Genomic DNA, 17,567 nt, shown 5'->3' on the forward strand with positions numbered 1-17,567 from the left:
GACCCAGCGGGGTGCGGGTGGTGAACAGGTGGGTTCAGCGCGGCGCGACGCTTTCCCAGGCCACGGTCAGTTCGCCGAGCCGACGGCGGTCCGGATTGCCGAAAACGGGCCAGCCGCGGTCGGCGAGCATGGCGACCGCGGTGGTCCAGCGGGCGCGCACGCCGAAGGAACGGTGCGGGGCCGCGGCTGCCCAGCATTCGTCCAATGTGGACATCAGGGCGTGCACGCGTTCGCCGGGAACGTTGCGGTGGATGAGGATCTTCGGCAACCGTTCGGCCACTGTGGACGGACGGTCGAGTTCGGCGAGGCGGAGCGACAAGGTGAGCGTGCGCGGACCGTCCGCTCCGACCACGACCCACGTGACCAGCCTGCCGATCTCGTCACAGGTGCCCTCGACCAGCAAGCCGTCCGGCGGCATCGCGTCAAGCATCAGCTGCCACGCGCCCGGGACCTCGTCCTCGGCGTACTGCCGGAGCACATTGAACGCGCGCACCAGGACCGGCCGCGTCCCGGCCAGTTCGAAACCGCCGCGCCGGAAATCGAGCCGGGGCGGATCGGCGGCAGGCTGGGCGGCGGCGACGCGTTCTGGGTCAAGCTCGAGCCCGAGCACCCGGACGTCCGGCCGCACGCGCGCCAGCCAGCGGGCCAGTTCGACCGTCGTGACTGGCGACGCTCCGTAGCCAAGATCGACGACAAGGGGACTTTCGCCGCGCCGCAGCAGCCGGGTGACGGCCGGATCGCTCGCGAGCCAGCGGTCGACCCGGCGCAACCGGTTGGGATTGGTGGTGCCCCTGGTCGGGGCGCCCACCGGGGTCAGGCGTGCTCGGCCAGCCACTGCGCGGTGAACTCGTCCTCGTGCCGAAGCAGGTTGACCACCTGCTCGGAGACGAACTCCTCGATCCGTCCGCCGAAGAGCGGGATCCGCACGACGACCTCGCCGGTGGTGCGGAGGAGGACTTTGGCGTCCTTCGCGGTGAGGTAGGTCGAGGCGCCGATTTCGCCTGGCACGCCGCCCACGTTGACGTCGGATCGGCCGGTGTACTCGTCGCCGGACCGCTTCCAGGTCTGGACGCGGTTGACGATGATGTCGCCTTTGTGCAGGGCACGGACGGCTTGGGGGAGCTTGGCCGCCTTGATGCCGTGCTGGAGTTCGTAGCGCACGGAGTCGGCGTCGGCGGTGTAGGCGAGGAGTTTGGCGTCGTCACCGCCTTGGGCGGTTAGGCGGGCGCGCAGGGCTTCTTCTCCGGCTACTGCGGCGAAGACGTCCGCTAGTGAGCCGTCGAATTCGCCGCGGTGGTCGATCCGGGATCCCATGAAACGGACAGTACCGGGTGGGTGGGTTGAGCTGGCTGTGTCGCGGGGGAAGTGCGGCTGCGCCGCGGAAAATGAGCGGCTGCGCCGCGGGAAGGGGGTTGCGTGGGGCACCCCGAAGCTTGATTGTGCAGGGAGGCTTCGTATCGGGGTGTGGGGGAGGGGCTGGGTGCCTCGATTGTTGGGTGGGGTGGCTGCGGTTGGGTTAGTGGGGGAGGAAGTGGTGCGCCGAGGGTCGCCGGGAATTTTCGGTGGGTACCGTCAAGCTTCGTGGACATCGCTGAAACGCCTGGTCTGGTTCGTCTCGCCGACTTCACCACCCTTCGTTTGGGTGGGCCGGTGCGTCGGTTCGTCACCGCGACCACCGCCGCTGGTCTCGTCGCTGCGGTGCGGGAAGCGGACGACGCAGGCGAGCCCGTCCTGCTGCTCGGCGGCGGGTCGAACCTCGTCGTCGGTGATGGCGGGTTCGCGGGCGCCCTCGTGCGGATCGCCAACACCGGTTGGACCCTCGACGGCGACATCGTCGAGGTGGCCGCCGGGCAGGAGTGGGACGCGTTCGTCTCCGCGCTGGTCGACAGCGGCCTCGGCGGGCTCGAATGTCTCTCCGGCATCCCGGGTTCGGTCGGGGCGACGCCGATCCAGAACGTCGGCGCGTACGGCGGCGAGGTGGCCGAGTCGATCGTCTCCGTCGAGTTGTACGACCGGGTCGCGAAGGAGGTGCGGACGGTCAAGGCCGACGAACTCGGTTTTGCCTACCGCACCAGCGTCCTCAAGGGCACCGACCGCGGCGTCGTGCTCAGTGTGCGGTTCCGGATCGACCCGAGCGGGCAGTCCGCGCCTATCCGGTACGCGGAGCTGGCGCGCACGCTGGGTGTCGAAATCGATGCGAAAGTCCCCGCCGCTCAGGCGCGCGAGGCGGTGCTCGGGCTGCGGCGTGGCAAGGGCATGGTGCTCGACCCGGCCGATCACGACACCTGGAGCGCGGGCTCGTTCTTCACCAACCCGATCGTCCCCGAGGAAGAAGCGCCGGCCGTCCTCGCGAGGATCGCGGAGTCGACTGAGGGGAAGATCCCGCAGTACCCGGCCAGCGGCGGGGTGAAGCTGTCCGCCGCGTGGGTCATCGAGCGGGCTGGGTTCGGCAAGGGGCACCCCGGGCCCGGCGGGCGGGTTTCGCTGTCCACTAAGCACACTCTCGCGCTCACGAACCGGGGCGGGGCCAGCACGGAGGACCTGCTTGCGCTGGCTCGCGAGGTCCGCGACGGCGTCGAGGAGCGGTTCGGTGTGCGGTTGCGTCCGGAACCGTTGTTGATCAACTGTTCGCTCTGACGCGTCCCGGGGTAACCCGGGTGAGCCGGCCGACAGGAAACCGGCAGCAACCGGGCACCGGGTGAAACGTCTTGCGGGATGGAGAGGAATTTCCGGTTCGCAGGTAACGTCGAATCGCTCACCGGCGCTGTTGTGCGTGGGAGATGCCGGTGCGGGGGACAAGTGGAGGTAAGACCGTGATCGAGCGCCGTACGGTGTTCAAGGCCGTTCTCGCGACTGGCGCGGCGGCGCTGGCCGCAGCGTGCTCGGGCGGCGGCAATGACGGCACCGCGGTGCCGCAGGGCGGAAGCGGCGACAACGGCGGCAAGCCGGTCGCCCCGGTGGCGAAGCTCACCGCGACCCCGGCCGTCGGAGCCAAGGACGCGAGCGTGCGCGAGCCGGTGGTGGTGAAGGTCACCGAAGGCAAGCTCACCGAGGTCAAGCTGACCAACGAGGGCGGCGACCCGATCAAGGGCGAGATCGCCGCCGACGGCCTGTCCTGGACCAGTTCCGAACCGCTCGGCTACGGCAAGACCTACAACTACGCGGCCAAGGCGACCGGCACCGACCAGCGGCCCGCCGAGCTCAAGGGCTCGTTCGCCACGGTCAGCCCGGCCAAGACGGTGCGCGCCACGCTGAACCCCGGCGACGACGCCGAGGTCGGCGTCGCGATGCCGATCAGCGTGAAGTTCAACGGGGTCGCGCCGAAGGACCGGGCCGCGGTCGAGAAGGCGCTGAAGGTCAAGACCAGCAAGGACGTCCAGGGCTCGTGGGCGTGGCTGTCGGCGAACCAGGTCGACTGGCGGCCCAAGGAGTACTGGCCGGCCAACACGACCGTCGAGGTCGAGGCCAACCTGTACGGCGTGGACCTCGGCGGGGGCGTCTACGTGAAATCGGACGTCAGCACCAAGTTCAAGATCGGCCGCAACCAGGTGGTCAAGATCCACACGCCGGACCATGTGATGAAGGTCTACCGCGGCGGTGCGGAGAGCGCGAGCTACCCGTGCTCCAACGGTCTCGACTCGGTCGTCGACCGCAACACCCCGAACGGCACCTTCATCATCATGGCGAAGGAGCCGCACGCGGTCTTCGACAACGCCCGCTACGGCTACACCAACGTCAACAAGAAGTGGGCCTGCCGGTTCTCCAACCACGGCGAGTTCATCCACGAGAACCAGGACAACGCCGCCGCGATCGGCAAGACCAACAACTCGCACGGCTGCGTCAACCTGCTCGAGGCGGACGCCAAGGCCTACTTCGACACGGCGATGGTCGGCGACCCGGTCGAGGTCACCGGCTCGAAGCTGGGCAGCCCGACGAACTCGGACGTCAAGGACTGGTTCTACGACTGGTCGACCTGGAAGTCGCTCTCGGCCGCGAAGTGACCTAAGGGCCGTCTGCTACGAAGTAGGGCGTGAACACTGAGGTAACCGGGGCAGGCGGCGTGCGGATCGCACTGCGCGTCGAAGGCCCGGAGAACGCGCGCCCGATCGTCTTCGTGCACGGCTGGGCCCAGTCAGCCGCGGCCTGGTCGGCTCAGCTGGCCGACCCGGCGCTGAGCGGACAGTTCCGGCTCGTCGCGATGGACCTGCGCGGGCACGGCGGCTCTGACGTCCCCGTCGATGGCTATGACGATCCGCGGCAGTGGGCCGGGGATCTCGCCGCCGTGCTCGACTTCGCCGGTCCGGACGCGATCGTCGTCGGCTGGTCCTACGGCGGGCTGGTGATCGCGGACTACCTGCGCGAGCACGGCACCGCACGGCTCGGCGGCATTGTGCTGGTGGGCGCGATCACCGAGATCGGCCGCAACCGCGAGGGCGGCGCTACCGGGCCGATCATGCGGGCCGCGCTGCCCGCCGCGCTCTCGGACGACGCCGAGGTGGCGATCCCCGCGCTGGTCGAGTTCACCCGGGCGCAGGTCAGTCCGAAGGTGCCCGGTGGGTACGCACAGGCGATGCTCGGCAGTTCGCTTTCGGTGCCGCCCGCGGTGCGCGGCGCGCTGTTCCGGCGGGACATCGGCAGTGGTGAGGTGCTTGCCGCGGTCGACAAGCCCGCGCTCGTGGTGCACGGCTCGGCCGACGGTGTGGTGGATCCTTCGGCGGCAGAGTATTCGGCCGGGAAGATTCCGGGGGCTGTCCTGCGTTGGTTCGTTGAGGCCGGGCATCTGCCGTTCGTCGAGGAGCCGGAGGACTTCAACTCCGTGCTGCGGCGGTTCGCCGGGGACGCAGCAGCCGAGTAGCAGGAGTGACCAGGTGACCCTCAAGGGATTCATCGCTCAGCCGCGCCGGATCGCGGTCTTGTCCGTGCACACCTCCCCGCTCGAGCAGCCGGGCACCGGCGACGCCGGGGGGATGAACGTGTACGTCAGCCAGACCGCGCAGGAGATGGCGCGGCGCGGCATCGAGGTCGAGGTCTTCACCCGGGCGACCTCGTCCGACCAGCCGCCGCTGGCCGAGCTGGCGCCCGGCGTCACGGTGCGGCACGTGCCGGCCGGGCCGTTCGAGCCGCTGGCGCGCGACGAGCTGCCCGCGCAGCTGTGCGCGTTCACCTCGGGCGTGCTGCGCGCGGAGGCGTTTCACGAGCCGGGCTACTACGACCTGATCCACTCGCACTACTGGCTCTCCGGCCAGGTCGGCTGGCTCGCCAGGGACCGCTGGGGCGTGCCGCTCGTGCACACCGCGCACACACTGGCCAAGGTCAAGAACGCGCTGCTCGCCGAGGGCGACAAGCCCGAGCCGCGGACGCGCGTGATGGGCGAGGAGCAGGTGGTCGCCGAGGCCGATTGTCTCGTCGCGAACACACAGGTCGAGGCCCGGCAGCTGGTCGATCTCTACGGAGCCGCCACCCACGCGGTGCACGCGGTGCCGCCGGGGGTCGACCTCGAACGGTTCACGCCCGGCTCGCAGCTGGACGCGCGTCGTGAGCTGAACCTGTCGCCGGACGCGGTCGTGCTCGCCTTCGCCGGACGGATCCAGCCGCTCAAGGCCCCGGACGTGCTGCTGCACGCGGCGGCGGAAATGCTGCGGCGGCGGCCGGAATTGGCGTCGCGGCTGGTGGTTCTGGTGGTCGGCGGACCGTCCGGGACCGGGTTGGAGCAGCCGCAGGCGTTGCGCGAGCTGGCGGTGTCGCTGGGGATCGCCGAACAGGTGCGCTTCCTGCCGCCGCAGAGCGGGCTGAAGCTGCGCACGGTGTTCCGCGCGGCCGACGTCGTCGCGGTGCCGAGCTACAACGAATCCTTCGGTCTGGTCGCGCTCGAAGCGCAAGCGTGCGGTACGCCGGTGGTGGCGGCCGAGGTCGGCGGGCTGCCGGTCGCGGTGCCGCACGGGGTGTCCGGGCTGCTGGTTCCGTCGCACGGCGCGGCGGAATGGGCCGACGCGCTCGCCGCCGTCGCGCTGCGACCGGACCGCCGGGCCGAACTCGCGGCCAACGCGGTGCGGCACGCGCAGCGGTTTTCCTGGCGGCGCACCACGGATTCCTTGCTGGACATCTATGCTCAGGCGACCATAGCGTTCCGGCAGGCGCTGGAACTGCGGGCGGAGGTGGCAGTGTGAGCCTTGACGCGACCATCAAGTCCACTTTGGACTCAAGTGGGCTCAAGTACGACCGTCGCGGCGAAGGCCGTTATTTCGTGACGTTGCCGGGAACCAAGAAGCTGCAGACCAACTGCTGGCTCGTGGACGGCGACCACGCGTTCTCGGTGGAGGCGTTCGTGTGCCGCCGTCCGGACGAACGGCACGAGGACGTGTACCGGTTCCTGTTGCAGCGCAACGCCCGGCTCTACGGCGTGCACTACACAGTGGACAGTCTCGGTGACATCTACCTGGTCGGCCGGTTCGGCAAGGAGACGGTGACCGAGTCCGAACTGGACAAGATCCTCGGCCAGGTGCTGGAGGCCGCCGACGGCGATTTCAACATCCTGCTGGAAATCGGGTTCGCCACGTCGATCAAGCGCGAATGGGACTGGCGCGTCTCGCGCGGTGAATCGCTGGCGAACCTGCAGGCGTTCAAACACCTCGCCGAACCGGCGGACGGGCACGAACCGGGGTTGACCGAGTCGTAACCGATTCCGTGCAACGGCGTCTCCAGTCGTTTCGTCTCACCGCCAACGACTGGAGGGAGACGGGGATGCGGACTCGATGGAGATACGCGCTCGCGGGCGCCGCGGTGTTTCTGCTGGCCGGCTGCAGCGGGAACAGCGCGGATTCGGCGAGGTCGGCGGTCGCGCCCGCGCAGCAGCAGGGGGCGGCGCCTAGGCAGGGCAACGCGCAGGCGTCGGTGCCCGCGCCCGGGGCGACCGATCGCAAGCTGGCGCGCAGCGCGCGGCTGGAGCTGACCACACCGAAGACCGATGACGTCGTGTCCCGCGCCAAGGCGATCGCGACCGGCGCGGGCGGTTACCCCGGACAAGAGAGCGCGACGGACGATTCCGCGTCGCTGACCTTGTCGGTGCCCGCGGAGAAACTCGACGGCGTGCTGGACCAGCTCGGCAAGCTCGGCCAGGTGGAGCGGCGGGAGATCAGCGCGCAGGACGTGACCGCGCAGGTGGTCGACGTGGACGCGCGGCTGGCGACCCAGCGGGCGAGCGTCGACCGGATGCGCGCGCTGCTGGCGAAGGCGCAATCGGTGTCTGAGATCGCGTCCGTCGAGAGCGAGCTGACCAACAGGCAGGCCACGCTGGAATCGCTGGAGCGTCAGCAGGCGTCGCTGGCCGGGCAGGTCGCGATGGCGGCTGTGTCGCTGTCGGTGACGCGGCAGGAGGCACCGGCCGCGCAGGCTGGCGGCTTCCTCTCCGGGCTGTCCGGGGGATGGGACGCCTTCGTCACCTTCTGCAGCGGACTGGTGCGGGTGCTGGGCGTCCTGCTGCCGTTCTTGGTGGCGTTCGGGATTCCGGCCGGAGCGGTGTTCTGGTGGTTCCGGCGACGGCTCGGGGCCAGGCCCGCGGAGTGAGGGGCTGGCGGAACGGCTCGAGGGAGGGGGGAGTCGCGATCTCGAGCCGTCCCGCTGCAGGTCCCGCCTGCTGGACCCGGTGACGAGGGGGATGCCAACGGGGCCGGCGGGCCGCGGCTCGGCAGGGGGGAGACGAGCCGCGGTCACTGCCCGTGATCAGCCGGGAGTGCGTGGAATCCGGCTGAGCGGGACATGCCCAACCTGTCAGATGTCGACCAGTAATCACAAGACTACTGGTTACTCCGTTCGTGTGAACTTTACTGACAGGGATAACGGTGTGCAGCGTCTTGCACTCTTTGGCCTGCTTGTCGGCAACCCACCTGCGCGTCGGGTGAAAGTGTTACTCCCGGGTAACGCACTCTGGGTAGAGGGGTGGACGCACTACTGGCAGCGCGCACGCGTTCTGGCAGGCTGATGGCCATGGCCGAACTTGGGACCCTGGTGCTGCTGCGGCACGGACAGAGCACGTGGAACGCGGAAAACCTGTTCACCGGCTGGGTGGACGTGCCCCTTTCGGAGACCGGCGAGCGGGAGGCCCGCCAGGGCGGGCAGCTGCTCGCCGAGTCGGGGCTGCTGCCGGACGTGGTGCACACGTCGCTGCTGCGCCGGGCGATCAGCACGGCGAACATCGCCCTCGACGCCGCCGACCGGCACTGGATCCCGGTCAAGCGCGACTGGCGGCTCAACGAGCGGCACTACGGCACGCTGCAGGGCAAGAACAAGAAGCAGACGCTGGACGAGTTCGGCGAGGAGCAGTTCATGCTCTGGCGCCGCTCGTACGACACGCCGCCGCCGGCCATCGACCCGAAGGACGAGTTCAGCCAGGCCGGCGACGCGCGCTACGCCGACCTCGGCGACCAGGCCCCGCTGACGGAATGCCTGAAGGACGTCGTGGCCCGGCTGCTGCCGTACTGGGAGTCGGCGATCGTCCCCGACCTGCGGGCCGGCCGCACGGTGCTGGTGGCCGCGCACGGCAACTCGCTGCGCGCGCTGGTGAAGCACCTCGACGGCATCTCCGACGACGCCATCGCCGCGCTGAACATCCCGACCGGCATCCCGCTGCGCTACGACCTGACGCCGGACCTCAAGCCGGTCAAGGCGGGCGGCGAGTACCTGGACCCGGAGGCGGCGAAGGAAGCCGCCGCCGCGGTCGCGAACCAGGGCCGCTGAGCCTCCACTGCTCGCTCGGCTCGTGAGTGTTCATCCCGGTTTGGGCCGGGCTGAACCTCACGAGCGGGCAGCGGCTCGGCCTCCGACTGCAGCCTGTCGTGAGTGCTGGTCGCGGTTCTCACCGGGATTGCCGCTTACGAGCCGGATCCGGAGATCGCCTTCATTCCGGACACTTTCCACTCGTCGCCCTGCCGCACGAGGTCGAGGTGCACCGGCAGCCGGTTTTCGCCCGGGTTCTGGCCGCCGCTTGTCGTCAGCAGCGCGGCCAGCACCGCCGACGCGTGCGTGCCGTCCGGGCTGAGTTCGGTCAGCGCGGCCGTCGAATCCGCGCCGTAGCTCGCCTTCTTCCCGGTCTGCTTGATGCGGTCCACGGTCTCCTGGCGGCTCTTGCGGAACTCCGTCAGCAGCGGCTCGGCGGCCACGTTCTCCCAGGCCGCGTAGTTCCCGTCGATGTTCTGCGGGTCGATGGTCATCAGGACCCCGCCGTCCCGGCGAGCCGCCTCGACCGCGGAATCCCTAGTCGCGGCAAGGCCTTTCGCCGGAGCGGCGGCCGGGGCGATCGGGCCGCGCGGGTCGAAGTTCAAGTCCTGCAACAGCCAGTGCCCGTTCGCCCGGACCGCGGTGACCAGCATGAGCGCGCCCGCCTGGTTCGCGGCTCCGTCGGGCCGCTTGCTGTGCTGCGTGGCGGCGATCAGCATCCGCGCGTGGTCCGGGGTCAGCTCGGCCAGACCGGTTTCCATCACCTGCGTCTGCGTGCTCACCGGCTCGGTGCGGACCTCGGCGAAGGTCTTGTCGAACTGCGCGCGGGCCGCGCCGGTGAGGTACTCCTGCTCGGTTTTCGCGACCTCGTCCGGCTTCGTGGAGTCGTAGCTGAACGCGGTCTCCACGGCCTTTTTGATGCCGGACACCGCGTCGCTGGTCGCTTTGGCGTCCACATAGGCCACATTCGCGGGAGCGGGCGCGGGCGGCGGCGCGGGCGGTGCGGCTTGCTGAGACGCAGCTCCGCCGCAACCGGCGGTGAGCAGGGCCGCGGCGAGGACAGCGCGCCTCACAGCAGGCCCGCCTCCCGCGCGAGAGCACCCGCTTGGAACCGCGACGTCGCACCCAGCACATCCATCAATTCGGCCACCCGCCGACGGTACGTCCGCAGCCCGACGCCCATCGCCCGGGCCGCCTTTTCGTCCGTGGAGCCGGAAGACAGCAGGTCCAGCAGCTGCGGTGTGTACTGCCGCAATTCGGCGAACCGCGTCTCGTACGCCTCCATCGCGGTCGACGAGCGCCAGGCGGCCTCGAACAGCGACGAGATGCCGCGCACCAGATCCGGGGCGCTCACCACGCGGTAGCCGGGCCCGGCGGCGAGGATGGCGATGCGGCCGTCGAGCAGGATCGTCTCGTTGATCTCGTGGTCGCTGATCCGGACTTCCGCGCCGAGCCGGCGAAGGCTCTGCAGGTGGTCGGCGCTGTCCGAGTCGAGCAGCACCCGCGACAGGTAGACCTTGCGGACCCGCAGTTTCGGCCGGCGCGGCTGTTCCTCGGCGAACTTCTGCATGGCGGACCAGGTGTGCAGGCCGTTCGCGGCGCAGGCGAAGTCGTCGGCTCCGGCGAGCAGGTGTCCGGCGCGCTCCGCCAGTTCGTACTCGTCGCGCACGTTCGCGATGTCCTCGACTCGGGGCACGGTGCCCAGTGTCCTCGCGTTGGCAGCTTGCTGCCAAACCCGCCGCCGGGATCGGCCGCGAAGCACGCTGGAGCCATGACCGAAACGACCCTTCCCGCCGCTGCCGCGGGCACCTGGCAGCTGGGCTCCCGCACCGTCAACCGGCTCGGCTTCGGCTCGATGCGGCTCGGCGGCTCGCTCGACCCGACCGCGCCGATCGACGCCGACCGCGCGATTTCCGTGCTCCGCCGGGCCGTCGAGCTGGGTGTGAACCACCTCGACACCGCCGCGTTCTACTTCGGAGCCACCTGGTCGGCCAACGCGTTGATCAAGGCCGCGCTCGCGCCGTACGGCGACGACCTCGTGCTGACCACCAAGGTCGGCCCCTCGCGCGACGAATCCGGCCAGTTCCGGCCGTTCGCCCGTCCCGGCGAGCTGCGCGGCCAGGTCGAGCAGAACCTGCGCGAACTCGGCCGCGACCACATCGACGTCGTCAACCTGCGCATCGGCACCGGTCTCGACCGGGGTACCGGGTCGCTCGCCGAGCACTTCGGCGCGCTGGCCGGACTGCGTACCGAGGGGCTGATCGGCGAGCTGGGGATTTCCAATGTCGATGCGGAGCACCTCGCCGAGGCGCAGGCGATCGCGCCGGTGGTGTGCGTGCAGAACCAGTACGGCCTGTCCGCTCGCCGCGAGGACGACGAGCTGCTGCGGCTGTGCGGCGAACAGGGCGTGGCGTTCGTGCCGTTCTTCGCGGTCGCGAGTGGACAGTCCGACGAGGGGGAGCGGGTCGCCGAGGTTGCGCGCCGGTACGACGTGTCGGACGCTCAGGTGCGGTTGGCGTGGACGCTCGCGCAGGGTCCGCACGTACTGGCGATCCCGGGCACGAGTGACCCCGCTCACCTGGAGCAGAACGTCGCCGCGGCGGCGCTGAAGCTGACCGACGAGGACCTCAAGACCCTTGAGGACCATCCAGTGCGCTGAACGCTGAGCGCACCGATTTTGCCGAAACATCTCGATCGGGTGAACAGGGCCTGACCCCGAGGCGAATATGTACCCCTCAGGTGTCACTCGCCTCACGACAGGGCTTCCAGGACTAGGCCGGAAGGCTACCGGGATGCTTACGATTCCCTCGTGACCACGCCTGTTGTCCTGCTGACGGCCATCGGCGCTCTTGTCGTCGGCGCGGTCGCCGGTTTCCTCGCGGCACGGGCCCGGGCCCGGCGCGAGGCGGCCCGGCCCACCGGCCCGACCGTCGCTGAGCTGCTCGAACGGCTGATCCGCTCCTCCAACAACGGCGTCATCGTGCTCAACCGGTTCGGCGACCTCGTGCTGCACAACCCCCGCGCGTACGAGCTCGGCCTGGTTCGGGTGAACCAGGCCGACCCGCGGGCGCGCAAGGCCGCCGAGCAGGTGGTCGAGACCGACGAGCCGATGGAAGTCGACCTCTCGCCGCTGGAAAGCCGGGGCCGTCGCCAGCCCGAGGCGGTGCTCGGCGAGGTCCGGCCGCTCGGCGACGGGTTCACCGTCGTCGAGGCCGTCGACCACTCCGAGGCGATCCGGCTGGAGGCGGTGCGCCGCGACTTCGTCGCCAACGTCAGCCACGAGCTCAAGACCCCGGTCGGCGCGATCGCGCTGCTCACCGAGGCGGTGCTGGACGCCGCCGAGGACGTCGAGGAGGTCCGCCGCTTCGGCAGCAAGATCCTGCGCGAATCCACCCGGCTCGGCCAGCTCGTCACCGAACTGATCGCGTTGTCGCGCCTCCAGGGCGCCGAACGGCTGCCGGACCTCAACGTCGTCGAGGTCGACGCCGTCGTGCGCGAGGCGCTCGGGCGCACCACGCTGTCCGCGGAATCCGCCGAAATCACCATCACCACCGACGCGCCGAGCAGCCTTCTCATCGAGGGCGACCGGACGCTGCTGGTCACCGCGCTGTCGAACCTGCTGGAGAACGCCGTCGCGTACTCGTCGGCGGGCAGTCCGGTGTCGATCTCGCGCCGACTCGCCGACGGCATGGTCGAGATCGCGGTGACCGACCGCGGCATCGGCATCGCCGAGGACGAACAGCAGCGCGTGTTCGAGCGCTTCTACCGCGCGGACAAGGCGCGCTCGCGCGCCACTGGCGGCACCGGGCTCGGACTGGCGATCGTGAAACACGTCGCGGCCAACCACGGCGGTTCGGTCGGCCTGTGGAGCCGTCCTGGCACCGGGTCGACGTTCACCCTGCGCATCCCCGCGCACGTGCGCACCGAACCCGCCGACACCGCACGCAAGGCCGCGCCCGCGCGGCCGGACAAAACCCCCGAGCGGACACCCCGGCTCGTGGCAACCGGGCAGGAAATCTCCAGCCCAGACCATGGAGGAAACCTGTGACGAGGGTTCTCATAGTCGAGGACGAAGAGTCCTTCGCCGACCCGCTCGCCTTCTTGCTGCGCAAGGAGGGCTTCACCGCGGCGGTGGCCGTGACCGGCCAGCAGGCGCTTGAGGAGTTCGACCGCAACGGCGCCGACATCGTGCTGCTCGACCTGATGCTGCCCGGGATGAGCGGCACCGACGTCTGCAAGCAGCTGCGGCAGCGCTCCGCGGTGCCGGTGATCATGGTGACCGCGCGCGACAGCGAGATCGACAAGGTCGTCGGCCTCGAACTCGGCGCCGACGACTACGTGACCAAGCCGTACTCGGCGCGCGAGCTGATCGCGCGGGTGCGTGCGGTGCTGCGCCGCGGCGGCGAGCCGGGCACGGACGGCGAACTCGCTCCGCTGGTGCTGTCGGCCGGACCGGTGCGAATGGACGTCGAACGGCACGTGGTGACTGTGGACGGTGGCGAGGTTTCGTTGCCGCTCAAGGAGTTCGACCTGCTCGAGTACCTGCTGCGCAACGTCGGCCGGGTGCTCACCCGCGGCCAGCTGATCGACCGGGTGTGGGGCGCGGACTACGTCGGCGACACCAAGACCCTCGACGTCCACGTCAAGCGGCTCCGCTCGAAGATCGAGCCCGACCCCGGCTCGCCGCGGCACCTGGTGACCGTGCGCGGGCTCGGCTACAAGTTCGAGACCTGAGCCGCTGCCGGGTAGCCCGGAGTTCGGTCCGTGAAGGACTCCTTGAAGGAATCTGATTCCTTCAAGGAGTCCTTCACGGCTTTTGTCCGGATTTCAGCGCACACCGTGCCGGATCGCGCACGCTCAGTTGATGTGGATCCGAGTGGAGTTGGTTACAGTTTCGAGACCTGGCACTGGGACCGGTACGCTGAATCCTCGTGCGCCTAGGGGTACTCGACGTCGGTTCCAACACCGTCCACTTGCTAGTGGTCGACGCCCACCGTGGCGCCCACCCGACCCCGATGCACTCCGAGAAAACGATGCTCCGGCTGGCCGAACAGCTCACCGGCTCCGGCGAGCTGAGCCGTCCCGGCGAGGACGGCCTGGTCCGGGCGGTCGAATCGGCCAGGGCCGCGGCCATGCGGCTCGGCTGCGAGGACGTGATGGCGTTCGCGACTTCCGCGGTGCGCGAGGCGAAGAACTCGGCGAAGGTGCTGGCCAGGGTGACCGCCGAGACCGGCGTCAACCTGCGGGTCCTCTCCGGTGCGGACGAGGCGCGGCTCACCTTCCTCGCGGTGCGCCGGTGGTATGGCTGGTCGGCCGGGAAACTGCTGGTGCTGGACATCGGCGGCGGGTCGTTCGAGGTCGCGATGGGCCGCGACGAGGAACCCGAACTCGCCGAATCGCTCCCGCTCGGCGCCGGGCGCACCACCCGCACGCGCTTCCGCAACGACCCGCCCACCCGCTCCGAGGTCGTCGCGACGTCGGCCTGGCTCGAGGACCAGCTCGCCGGGCTCGCGAAGAAGGTCGCCGGACAGGGTCTGCCGGACCGGGTCGTGGCGACCTCCAAGACGTTCCGTTCGCTCGCCCGGCTGACCGGTGCGGCCCCCTCGGCGGCGGGCCCCCGCGTGCGCCGTACGCTCACTGACACTGCCCTTCGCCAGCTCATCGCCTTCATTTCGCGGATGACCGCCGCGGATCTGGCACAGCTGGAAGGCGTCAGCGGGAGCCGGTCGCACCAGCTCGTGGCGGGCGCGCTGGTGGCGCAGGCCGCGATGCGGGCGCTCTCCCTCACCGAGTTGGAGATTTGCCCCTGGGCGCTGCGAGAGGGTGTCATCCTGCGGCGGTTGGACCACGCAGGAGGGTCGGACGAAACTGGCACCGCGATCTCCGGCGTTTCGGCGAGCGGGGAGGACCGGTGACAGCAGCGGACTGGACTTGGCCGACGAAGACCAGGCACGGTGAAGAGGTGACGGACATGCACTGCACGGTGTCGATTGCGCGCGGCTCCGGAGGCAGGTGTGCCCGAGTGACCACAACCAACCCCGAGCGCGCTTTGGACAGCACGGTATGACGGACCAGACCGGCGGCGACCAGCCCCAGAAGACCGTGGCCGAACTGCTCGCCCAGCACGGGCAGCAGGTCGACGGCGGACGGCGACGCAGGCGCAGGGCGGCCGATGACGAGGACGAGGCCGCTCCGCGGCGCTCGAGCCTGACCGACACCGGACCGCAGGCGATCATCGACCGGGTGGCCTCGGAGGGCGGCACTCCGCCGCCTCCTTCGCGTCCCCCGGGCGGCCGTCGCCGTCCGGACGCGGCCCCGCGGCCCGCGCCGCCAGCGCCGCCCGCGCCTCAGGAGTCGGGCCAGTACCCGCGGCCCGGCCAGCAGCCTTCGGGGCAGTACCCCGCGCCGCAGGACCCCGGGCCGCACCTGATGAACGGCCAGCAGCCCTCCGGGCAGTACCCGGCTCCGCAGGAGTCGGGCCAGTACCCGGTGAACGGGCAGCAGGACTCGGCTTACGTGCGTCCCCCGGCTCCGCCGCAGGAGTCCGGCCAGTACCCGCGGCCGGGCAACGGCCAGCAGGATTCGGCCTACGTGCGCCCGCCCGCACCGCCGCAGGAGTCGGGCCAGTTCGCCCGCCCCGCGCCGCCCGCGCCCGGTCCGCAGGGCACCGGTTACCTGCGTCCCGCCGCGCCGCAGGACTCCGGTTTCGTGCGTCCGCCCGCGCCGCCGCAGGAATCCGGGCAGATGCCGGTGCCGCCGCGCGGCCGTCCGCCGCGTCCGCCGGCCGCCGACGAGGAAACGCGCGGCGCGGTGCCGCCGGTCCGCCGCCGTCCGGCCCCGCAGCCGCCGCAGGCTCCGCCGCCCCCGCCGGACAGCGGTCTCGCCGCCCGGCTCGACGGTCTCGACGGCGATTCCCCGGAACCGCCCGCGCCGCCGATGGCGAGCGGTGCGTTCCCGGCGCCCGGCGCTCCGGCCGCGCCCAACCGGCCGCGGCGGGCTCCGGCCCGCCGTCCGGCGCCGAAGCAGGAGCCGCACACCGAGCAGTTCGACGCGGTCGACGGCCTGCCCGCCGAGGCCGTCGCCGAAGACGCGCCGCCAGCGGGTCTCGCGGGCTGGCGTCAGCGTCGGCAGGCGGAACAGCTGGAGGACACCGAGGTCGGCATGATGCCGGCCGTCCCGCCCGCTGGTGCGGAGCAGGAACCGGCCGCGGAGTACGCCGAGGACGACTACGTCGACGACGGCTACGAGGACGAGTACCCGCCCGCCGCCGCGGAGTACGACGCGGGCCCGCCGACCGCGGGCTACCCGGCCCCGATGCCGTTCGCGCCGGGCGGCAAGGACCCGGTCGAGGACGACCTGGCCGAGTACGAGCGCGAGTTCGCCGAGCCGTCCGGCTACCCCGAGGGCCAGCCGGACTTCGAGGGCGACGACGGCTACGGGTACGAGCACGCCGAAGGCTACGAACACGCCGAGGGCTACGCCGAAGGCGACGAGTACGACGACTACCCCGAGGAAGCCGTCGCCGAGGACGCTCCGGAGGCTGAGCCGGAACCCGTGGTGTCCGCGGGCAAGCAGTGGCTGACGCTGGCCGGACAGCTCGCGCTGGGCGTCGTCGGCGGTGCCGCGGTGTGGCTCGGCTTCAACTGGCTGTGGGTCAACCTCGCGCCCGCCGCGCTCGTGGGCGCGCTGCTGGTGATCGTCGCGCTGGTGTGGATCGTGCGGAAGATCCGCCGCGCCGAGGACCTGCAGACGACGCTGCTGGCGATTCTCGTCGGGCTGGTGGTGACGGTGTCGCCCGCGGCGCTGTTGCTGGTGGCCAAGTAGCCCGCCGCCAAGGACGCTGGGGCAGGATGGGCGCGTGAGTGAGAGCGCGCCCGTCCCCGTGGGTTTGAGCACTGCCTCGGTGTGGCCGCTGCGCGCGGGCGCGGCGTTCGAGCTGGCCGCGGATCTCGGCTACGACGGCGTCGAGGTCATGGTCTGGGCCGATCCGATCAGCCAGGACGTCTCGGCGATCCGGCGCTGGTCGCGGCGCACCGGGATGCCGGTGCTGTCGGTGCATTCGCCGTCGCTGCTGATCACGCAGCGGATCTGGTCGCCGGACCCGGAGGTGCGGCTGCGCCGGTCGGTGGACGCCGCGCTGGAACTCGGCGCGCGCACGGTCGTGGTGCATCCGCCTTTTCGCTGGCAGCGCCGCTACGGCGACGCGTTCGGCGATCTCGTGGACGAACTGGAGGACGCCAGCGGCGTCGACGTCGCGGTGGAGAACATGTTCAAGGTCCGCCCGCCCGGCGGCTCGCGCGACGCGCGGGTGTCGGCGTTCCGGCCCTCGATCGACCCCACCGACGTGGGATTCCGGCACTACACCCTGGACCTGTCGCATTCGGCCGCGGCGCGAATGGACGCGCTGGCGCTGGCCGAACGGATGGGGGCGGGGCTGAGCCATGTCCATCTGGCGGACGGGACCGGTATTCCGAAGGACGAGCATCTGATTCCGGGGCATGGCGGGCAGCCGTGTGCGGAATTGCTGGAAAAGCTGGTCAGTGACGGCTTTTCCGGTCAGGTGGTGCTGGAGGTGAACACCCGGCACGCGACGGGCGCGGCGGCGCGGGCCCGGGCGCTGGCGGAGGCGTTGTTGTTCGCCCGGTTGCATCTGGGGCAGTGATTCGGCGGTCAGCCGTGTGCGGAATTGCTGGAAAAGCTGGTCAGTGACGGCTTTTCCGGCCAGGTGGTGCCGGAGGTCAACACCCGGCACGCAGCCGCACGCGCTCGGGCGCCGGCGGAGGCACTCCTGTTCGCCCGCCCGCACCTAGGGCAGTGATCCGCGGGTGATCTTGCTCGGCTGTCCGGGCGGTCCC

General features: G+C 70.7%; 17 protein-coding genes and 1 pseudogene. 14 read left to right on the forward strand and 4 right to left on the reverse strand.

The features are described from left to right. Positions 1 to 34: 34 nt before the first annotated feature. Together ACZ7SW_RS05360 and ACZ7SW_RS05365 are read right to left on the reverse strand one after the other, a co-directional pair. Positions 35 to 835: a class I SAM-dependent methyltransferase gene (locus ACZ7SW_RS05360; protein WP_470229133.1), complete on the reverse strand. Its 801-nt coding sequence runs from the start codon at positions 833 to 835 to the stop codon at positions 35 to 37. Then, on the reverse strand, positions 814 to 1,314 hold the full coding sequence (locus ACZ7SW_RS05365) for a DUF2505 domain-containing protein (RefSeq protein WP_470229134.1): 501 nt from the start codon (positions 1,312 to 1,314) through the stop codon (positions 814 to 816). The genes ACZ7SW_RS05360 and ACZ7SW_RS05365 overlap by 22 nt, the downstream gene beginning before the upstream one ends. Before the next feature lie 267 nt (positions 1,315 to 1,581). Between ACZ7SW_RS05365 and ACZ7SW_RS05370 the strand changes: the two genes are divergently transcribed. From ACZ7SW_RS05370 to ACZ7SW_RS05400, 7 genes are all read left to right on the forward strand, one after another. Beyond that, complete coding sequence (locus tag ACZ7SW_RS05370) at positions 1,582 to 2,637, forward strand: UDP-N-acetylmuramate dehydrogenase (RefSeq protein WP_470229135.1); 1,056 nt, start codon at positions 1,582 to 1,584, stop codon at positions 2,635 to 2,637. Between the two features lie 176 nt (positions 2,638 to 2,813). After that, positions 2,814 to 4,001, forward strand: a complete 1,188-nt coding sequence (locus ACZ7SW_RS05375) for a L,D-transpeptidase (protein WP_470229136.1) — start codon at positions 2,814 to 2,816, stop codon at positions 3,999 to 4,001. A gap of 29 nt (positions 4,002 to 4,030) precedes the next feature. Continuing rightward, positions 4,031 to 4,855 carry an alpha/beta fold hydrolase gene (locus tag ACZ7SW_RS05380; protein WP_470229137.1) on the forward strand — a complete coding sequence of 275 codons (825 nt, stop codon included), beginning with the start codon at positions 4,031 to 4,033 and terminating at the stop codon, positions 4,853 to 4,855. Between the two features lie 13 nt (positions 4,856 to 4,868). Then, entirely contained in the window at positions 4,869 to 6,167 is a 1,299-nt protein-coding gene (mshA, locus tag ACZ7SW_RS05385; RefSeq protein WP_470229138.1) for a D-inositol-3-phosphate glycosyltransferase, read from the forward strand. Then, on the forward strand, positions 6,164 to 6,676 hold the full coding sequence (locus ACZ7SW_RS05390) for a type III secretion system chaperone family protein (RefSeq protein ID WP_470229139.1): 513 nt from the start codon (positions 6,164 to 6,166) through the stop codon (positions 6,674 to 6,676). The genes mshA and ACZ7SW_RS05390 overlap by 4 nt, the downstream gene beginning before the upstream one ends. 65 nt (positions 6,677 to 6,741) lie before the next feature. Beyond that, the gene (locus tag ACZ7SW_RS05395; RefSeq protein WP_470229140.1) at positions 6,742 to 7,563 is read left to right on the forward strand and encodes a DUF4349 domain-containing protein; all 822 of its coding nucleotides are present in this window, start codon (positions 6,742 to 6,744) and stop codon (positions 7,561 to 7,563) included. 420 nt (positions 7,564 to 7,983) lie between these two features. Continuing rightward, positions 7,984 to 8,733 carry a phosphoglyceromutase gene (locus tag ACZ7SW_RS05400; protein ID WP_470229141.1) on the forward strand — a complete coding sequence of 250 codons (750 nt, stop codon included), beginning with the start codon at positions 7,984 to 7,986 and terminating at the stop codon, positions 8,731 to 8,733. A 134-nt stretch (positions 8,734 to 8,867) separates the two neighbouring features. Here ACZ7SW_RS05400 and ACZ7SW_RS05405 read toward each other — a convergent pair whose 3' ends face one another. Both ACZ7SW_RS05405 and ACZ7SW_RS05410 read right to left on the reverse strand, forming a co-directional pair. Further along, positions 8,868 to 9,785: a hypothetical protein gene (locus ACZ7SW_RS05405; RefSeq protein WP_470229142.1), complete on the reverse strand. Its 918-nt coding sequence runs from the start codon at positions 9,783 to 9,785 to the stop codon at positions 8,868 to 8,870. After that, positions 9,782 to 10,408, reverse strand: a complete 627-nt coding sequence (locus ACZ7SW_RS05410) for a DNA-binding response regulator (protein ID WP_470229143.1) — start codon at positions 10,406 to 10,408, stop codon at positions 9,782 to 9,784. Before ACZ7SW_RS05410 ends, ACZ7SW_RS05405 begins: the two co-directional genes overlap by 4 nt. 75 nt (positions 10,409 to 10,483) lie before the next feature. Between ACZ7SW_RS05410 and ACZ7SW_RS05415 the strand changes: the two genes are divergently transcribed. The 7 genes and pseudogenes from ACZ7SW_RS05415 to ACZ7SW_RS05445 form a co-directional block, all read left to right on the forward strand. Then, positions 10,484 to 11,371: an aldo/keto reductase gene (locus ACZ7SW_RS05415; RefSeq protein WP_470229144.1), complete on the forward strand. Its 888-nt coding sequence runs from the start codon at positions 10,484 to 10,486 to the stop codon at positions 11,369 to 11,371. Positions 11,372 to 11,521: 150 nt separating this feature from the next. Further along, positions 11,522 to 12,760: a sensor histidine kinase gene (locus tag ACZ7SW_RS05420; protein WP_470229145.1), complete on the forward strand. Its 1,239-nt coding sequence runs from the start codon at positions 11,522 to 11,524 to the stop codon at positions 12,758 to 12,760. Then, the gene (locus ACZ7SW_RS05425) at positions 12,757 to 13,446 is read left to right on the forward strand and encodes a response regulator transcription factor (protein ID WP_344288160.1); all 690 of its coding nucleotides are present in this window, start codon (positions 12,757 to 12,759) and stop codon (positions 13,444 to 13,446) included. Before ACZ7SW_RS05420 ends, ACZ7SW_RS05425 begins: the two co-directional genes overlap by 4 nt. 197 nt (positions 13,447 to 13,643) lie before the next feature. Then, a complete protein-coding gene (locus ACZ7SW_RS05430; protein ID WP_470229146.1) occupies positions 13,644 to 14,627 on the forward strand; it encodes a Ppx/GppA family phosphatase in 984 nt (327 codons plus the stop codon). Between the two features lie 148 nt (positions 14,628 to 14,775). After that, positions 14,776 to 16,536 (forward strand): hypothetical protein, encoded by a 1,761-nt coding sequence (locus tag ACZ7SW_RS05435; protein WP_470229147.1) that lies wholly within the window; start codon positions 14,776 to 14,778, stop codon positions 16,534 to 16,536. 34 nt (positions 16,537 to 16,570) lie between these two features. Continuing rightward, the gene (locus tag ACZ7SW_RS05440) at positions 16,571 to 17,374 is read left to right on the forward strand and encodes a sugar phosphate isomerase/epimerase family protein (protein WP_470229148.1); all 804 of its coding nucleotides are present in this window, start codon (positions 16,571 to 16,573) and stop codon (positions 17,372 to 17,374) included. A 3-nt stretch (positions 17,375 to 17,377) separates the two neighbouring features. Then, positions 17,378 to 17,530, forward strand: a pseudogene (locus ACZ7SW_RS05445) (sugar phosphate isomerase/epimerase); the annotation flags it as partial. Positions 17,531 to 17,567 lie beyond the last annotated feature (37 nt).

The organism is Amycolatopsis sp. NPDC114484, assembly GCF_055633755.1.

Bases quoted from the DNA above. Each gene is read 5' to 3' on its own strand.
- ACZ7SW_RS05415 (WP_470229144.1), top strand. From the start codon at position 10,484: ATGACCGAAACGACCCTTCCCGCCGCTGCCGCGGGCACCTGGCAGCTG.
- ACZ7SW_RS05395 (WP_470229140.1), top strand. From the start codon at position 6,742: ATGCGGACTCGATGGAGATACGCGCTCGCGGGCGCCGCGGTGTTTCTG.
- ACZ7SW_RS05365 (WP_470229134.1), bottom strand. From the start codon at position 1,314: ATGGGATCCCGGATCGACCACCGCGGCGAATTCGACGGCTCACTAGCG.
- ACZ7SW_RS05400 (WP_470229141.1), top strand. From the start codon at position 7,984: ATGGCCGAACTTGGGACCCTGGTGCTGCTGCGGCACGGACAGAGCACG.
- ACZ7SW_RS05435 (WP_470229147.1), top strand. From the start codon at position 14,776: ATGACGGACCAGACCGGCGGCGACCAGCCCCAGAAGACCGTGGCCGAA.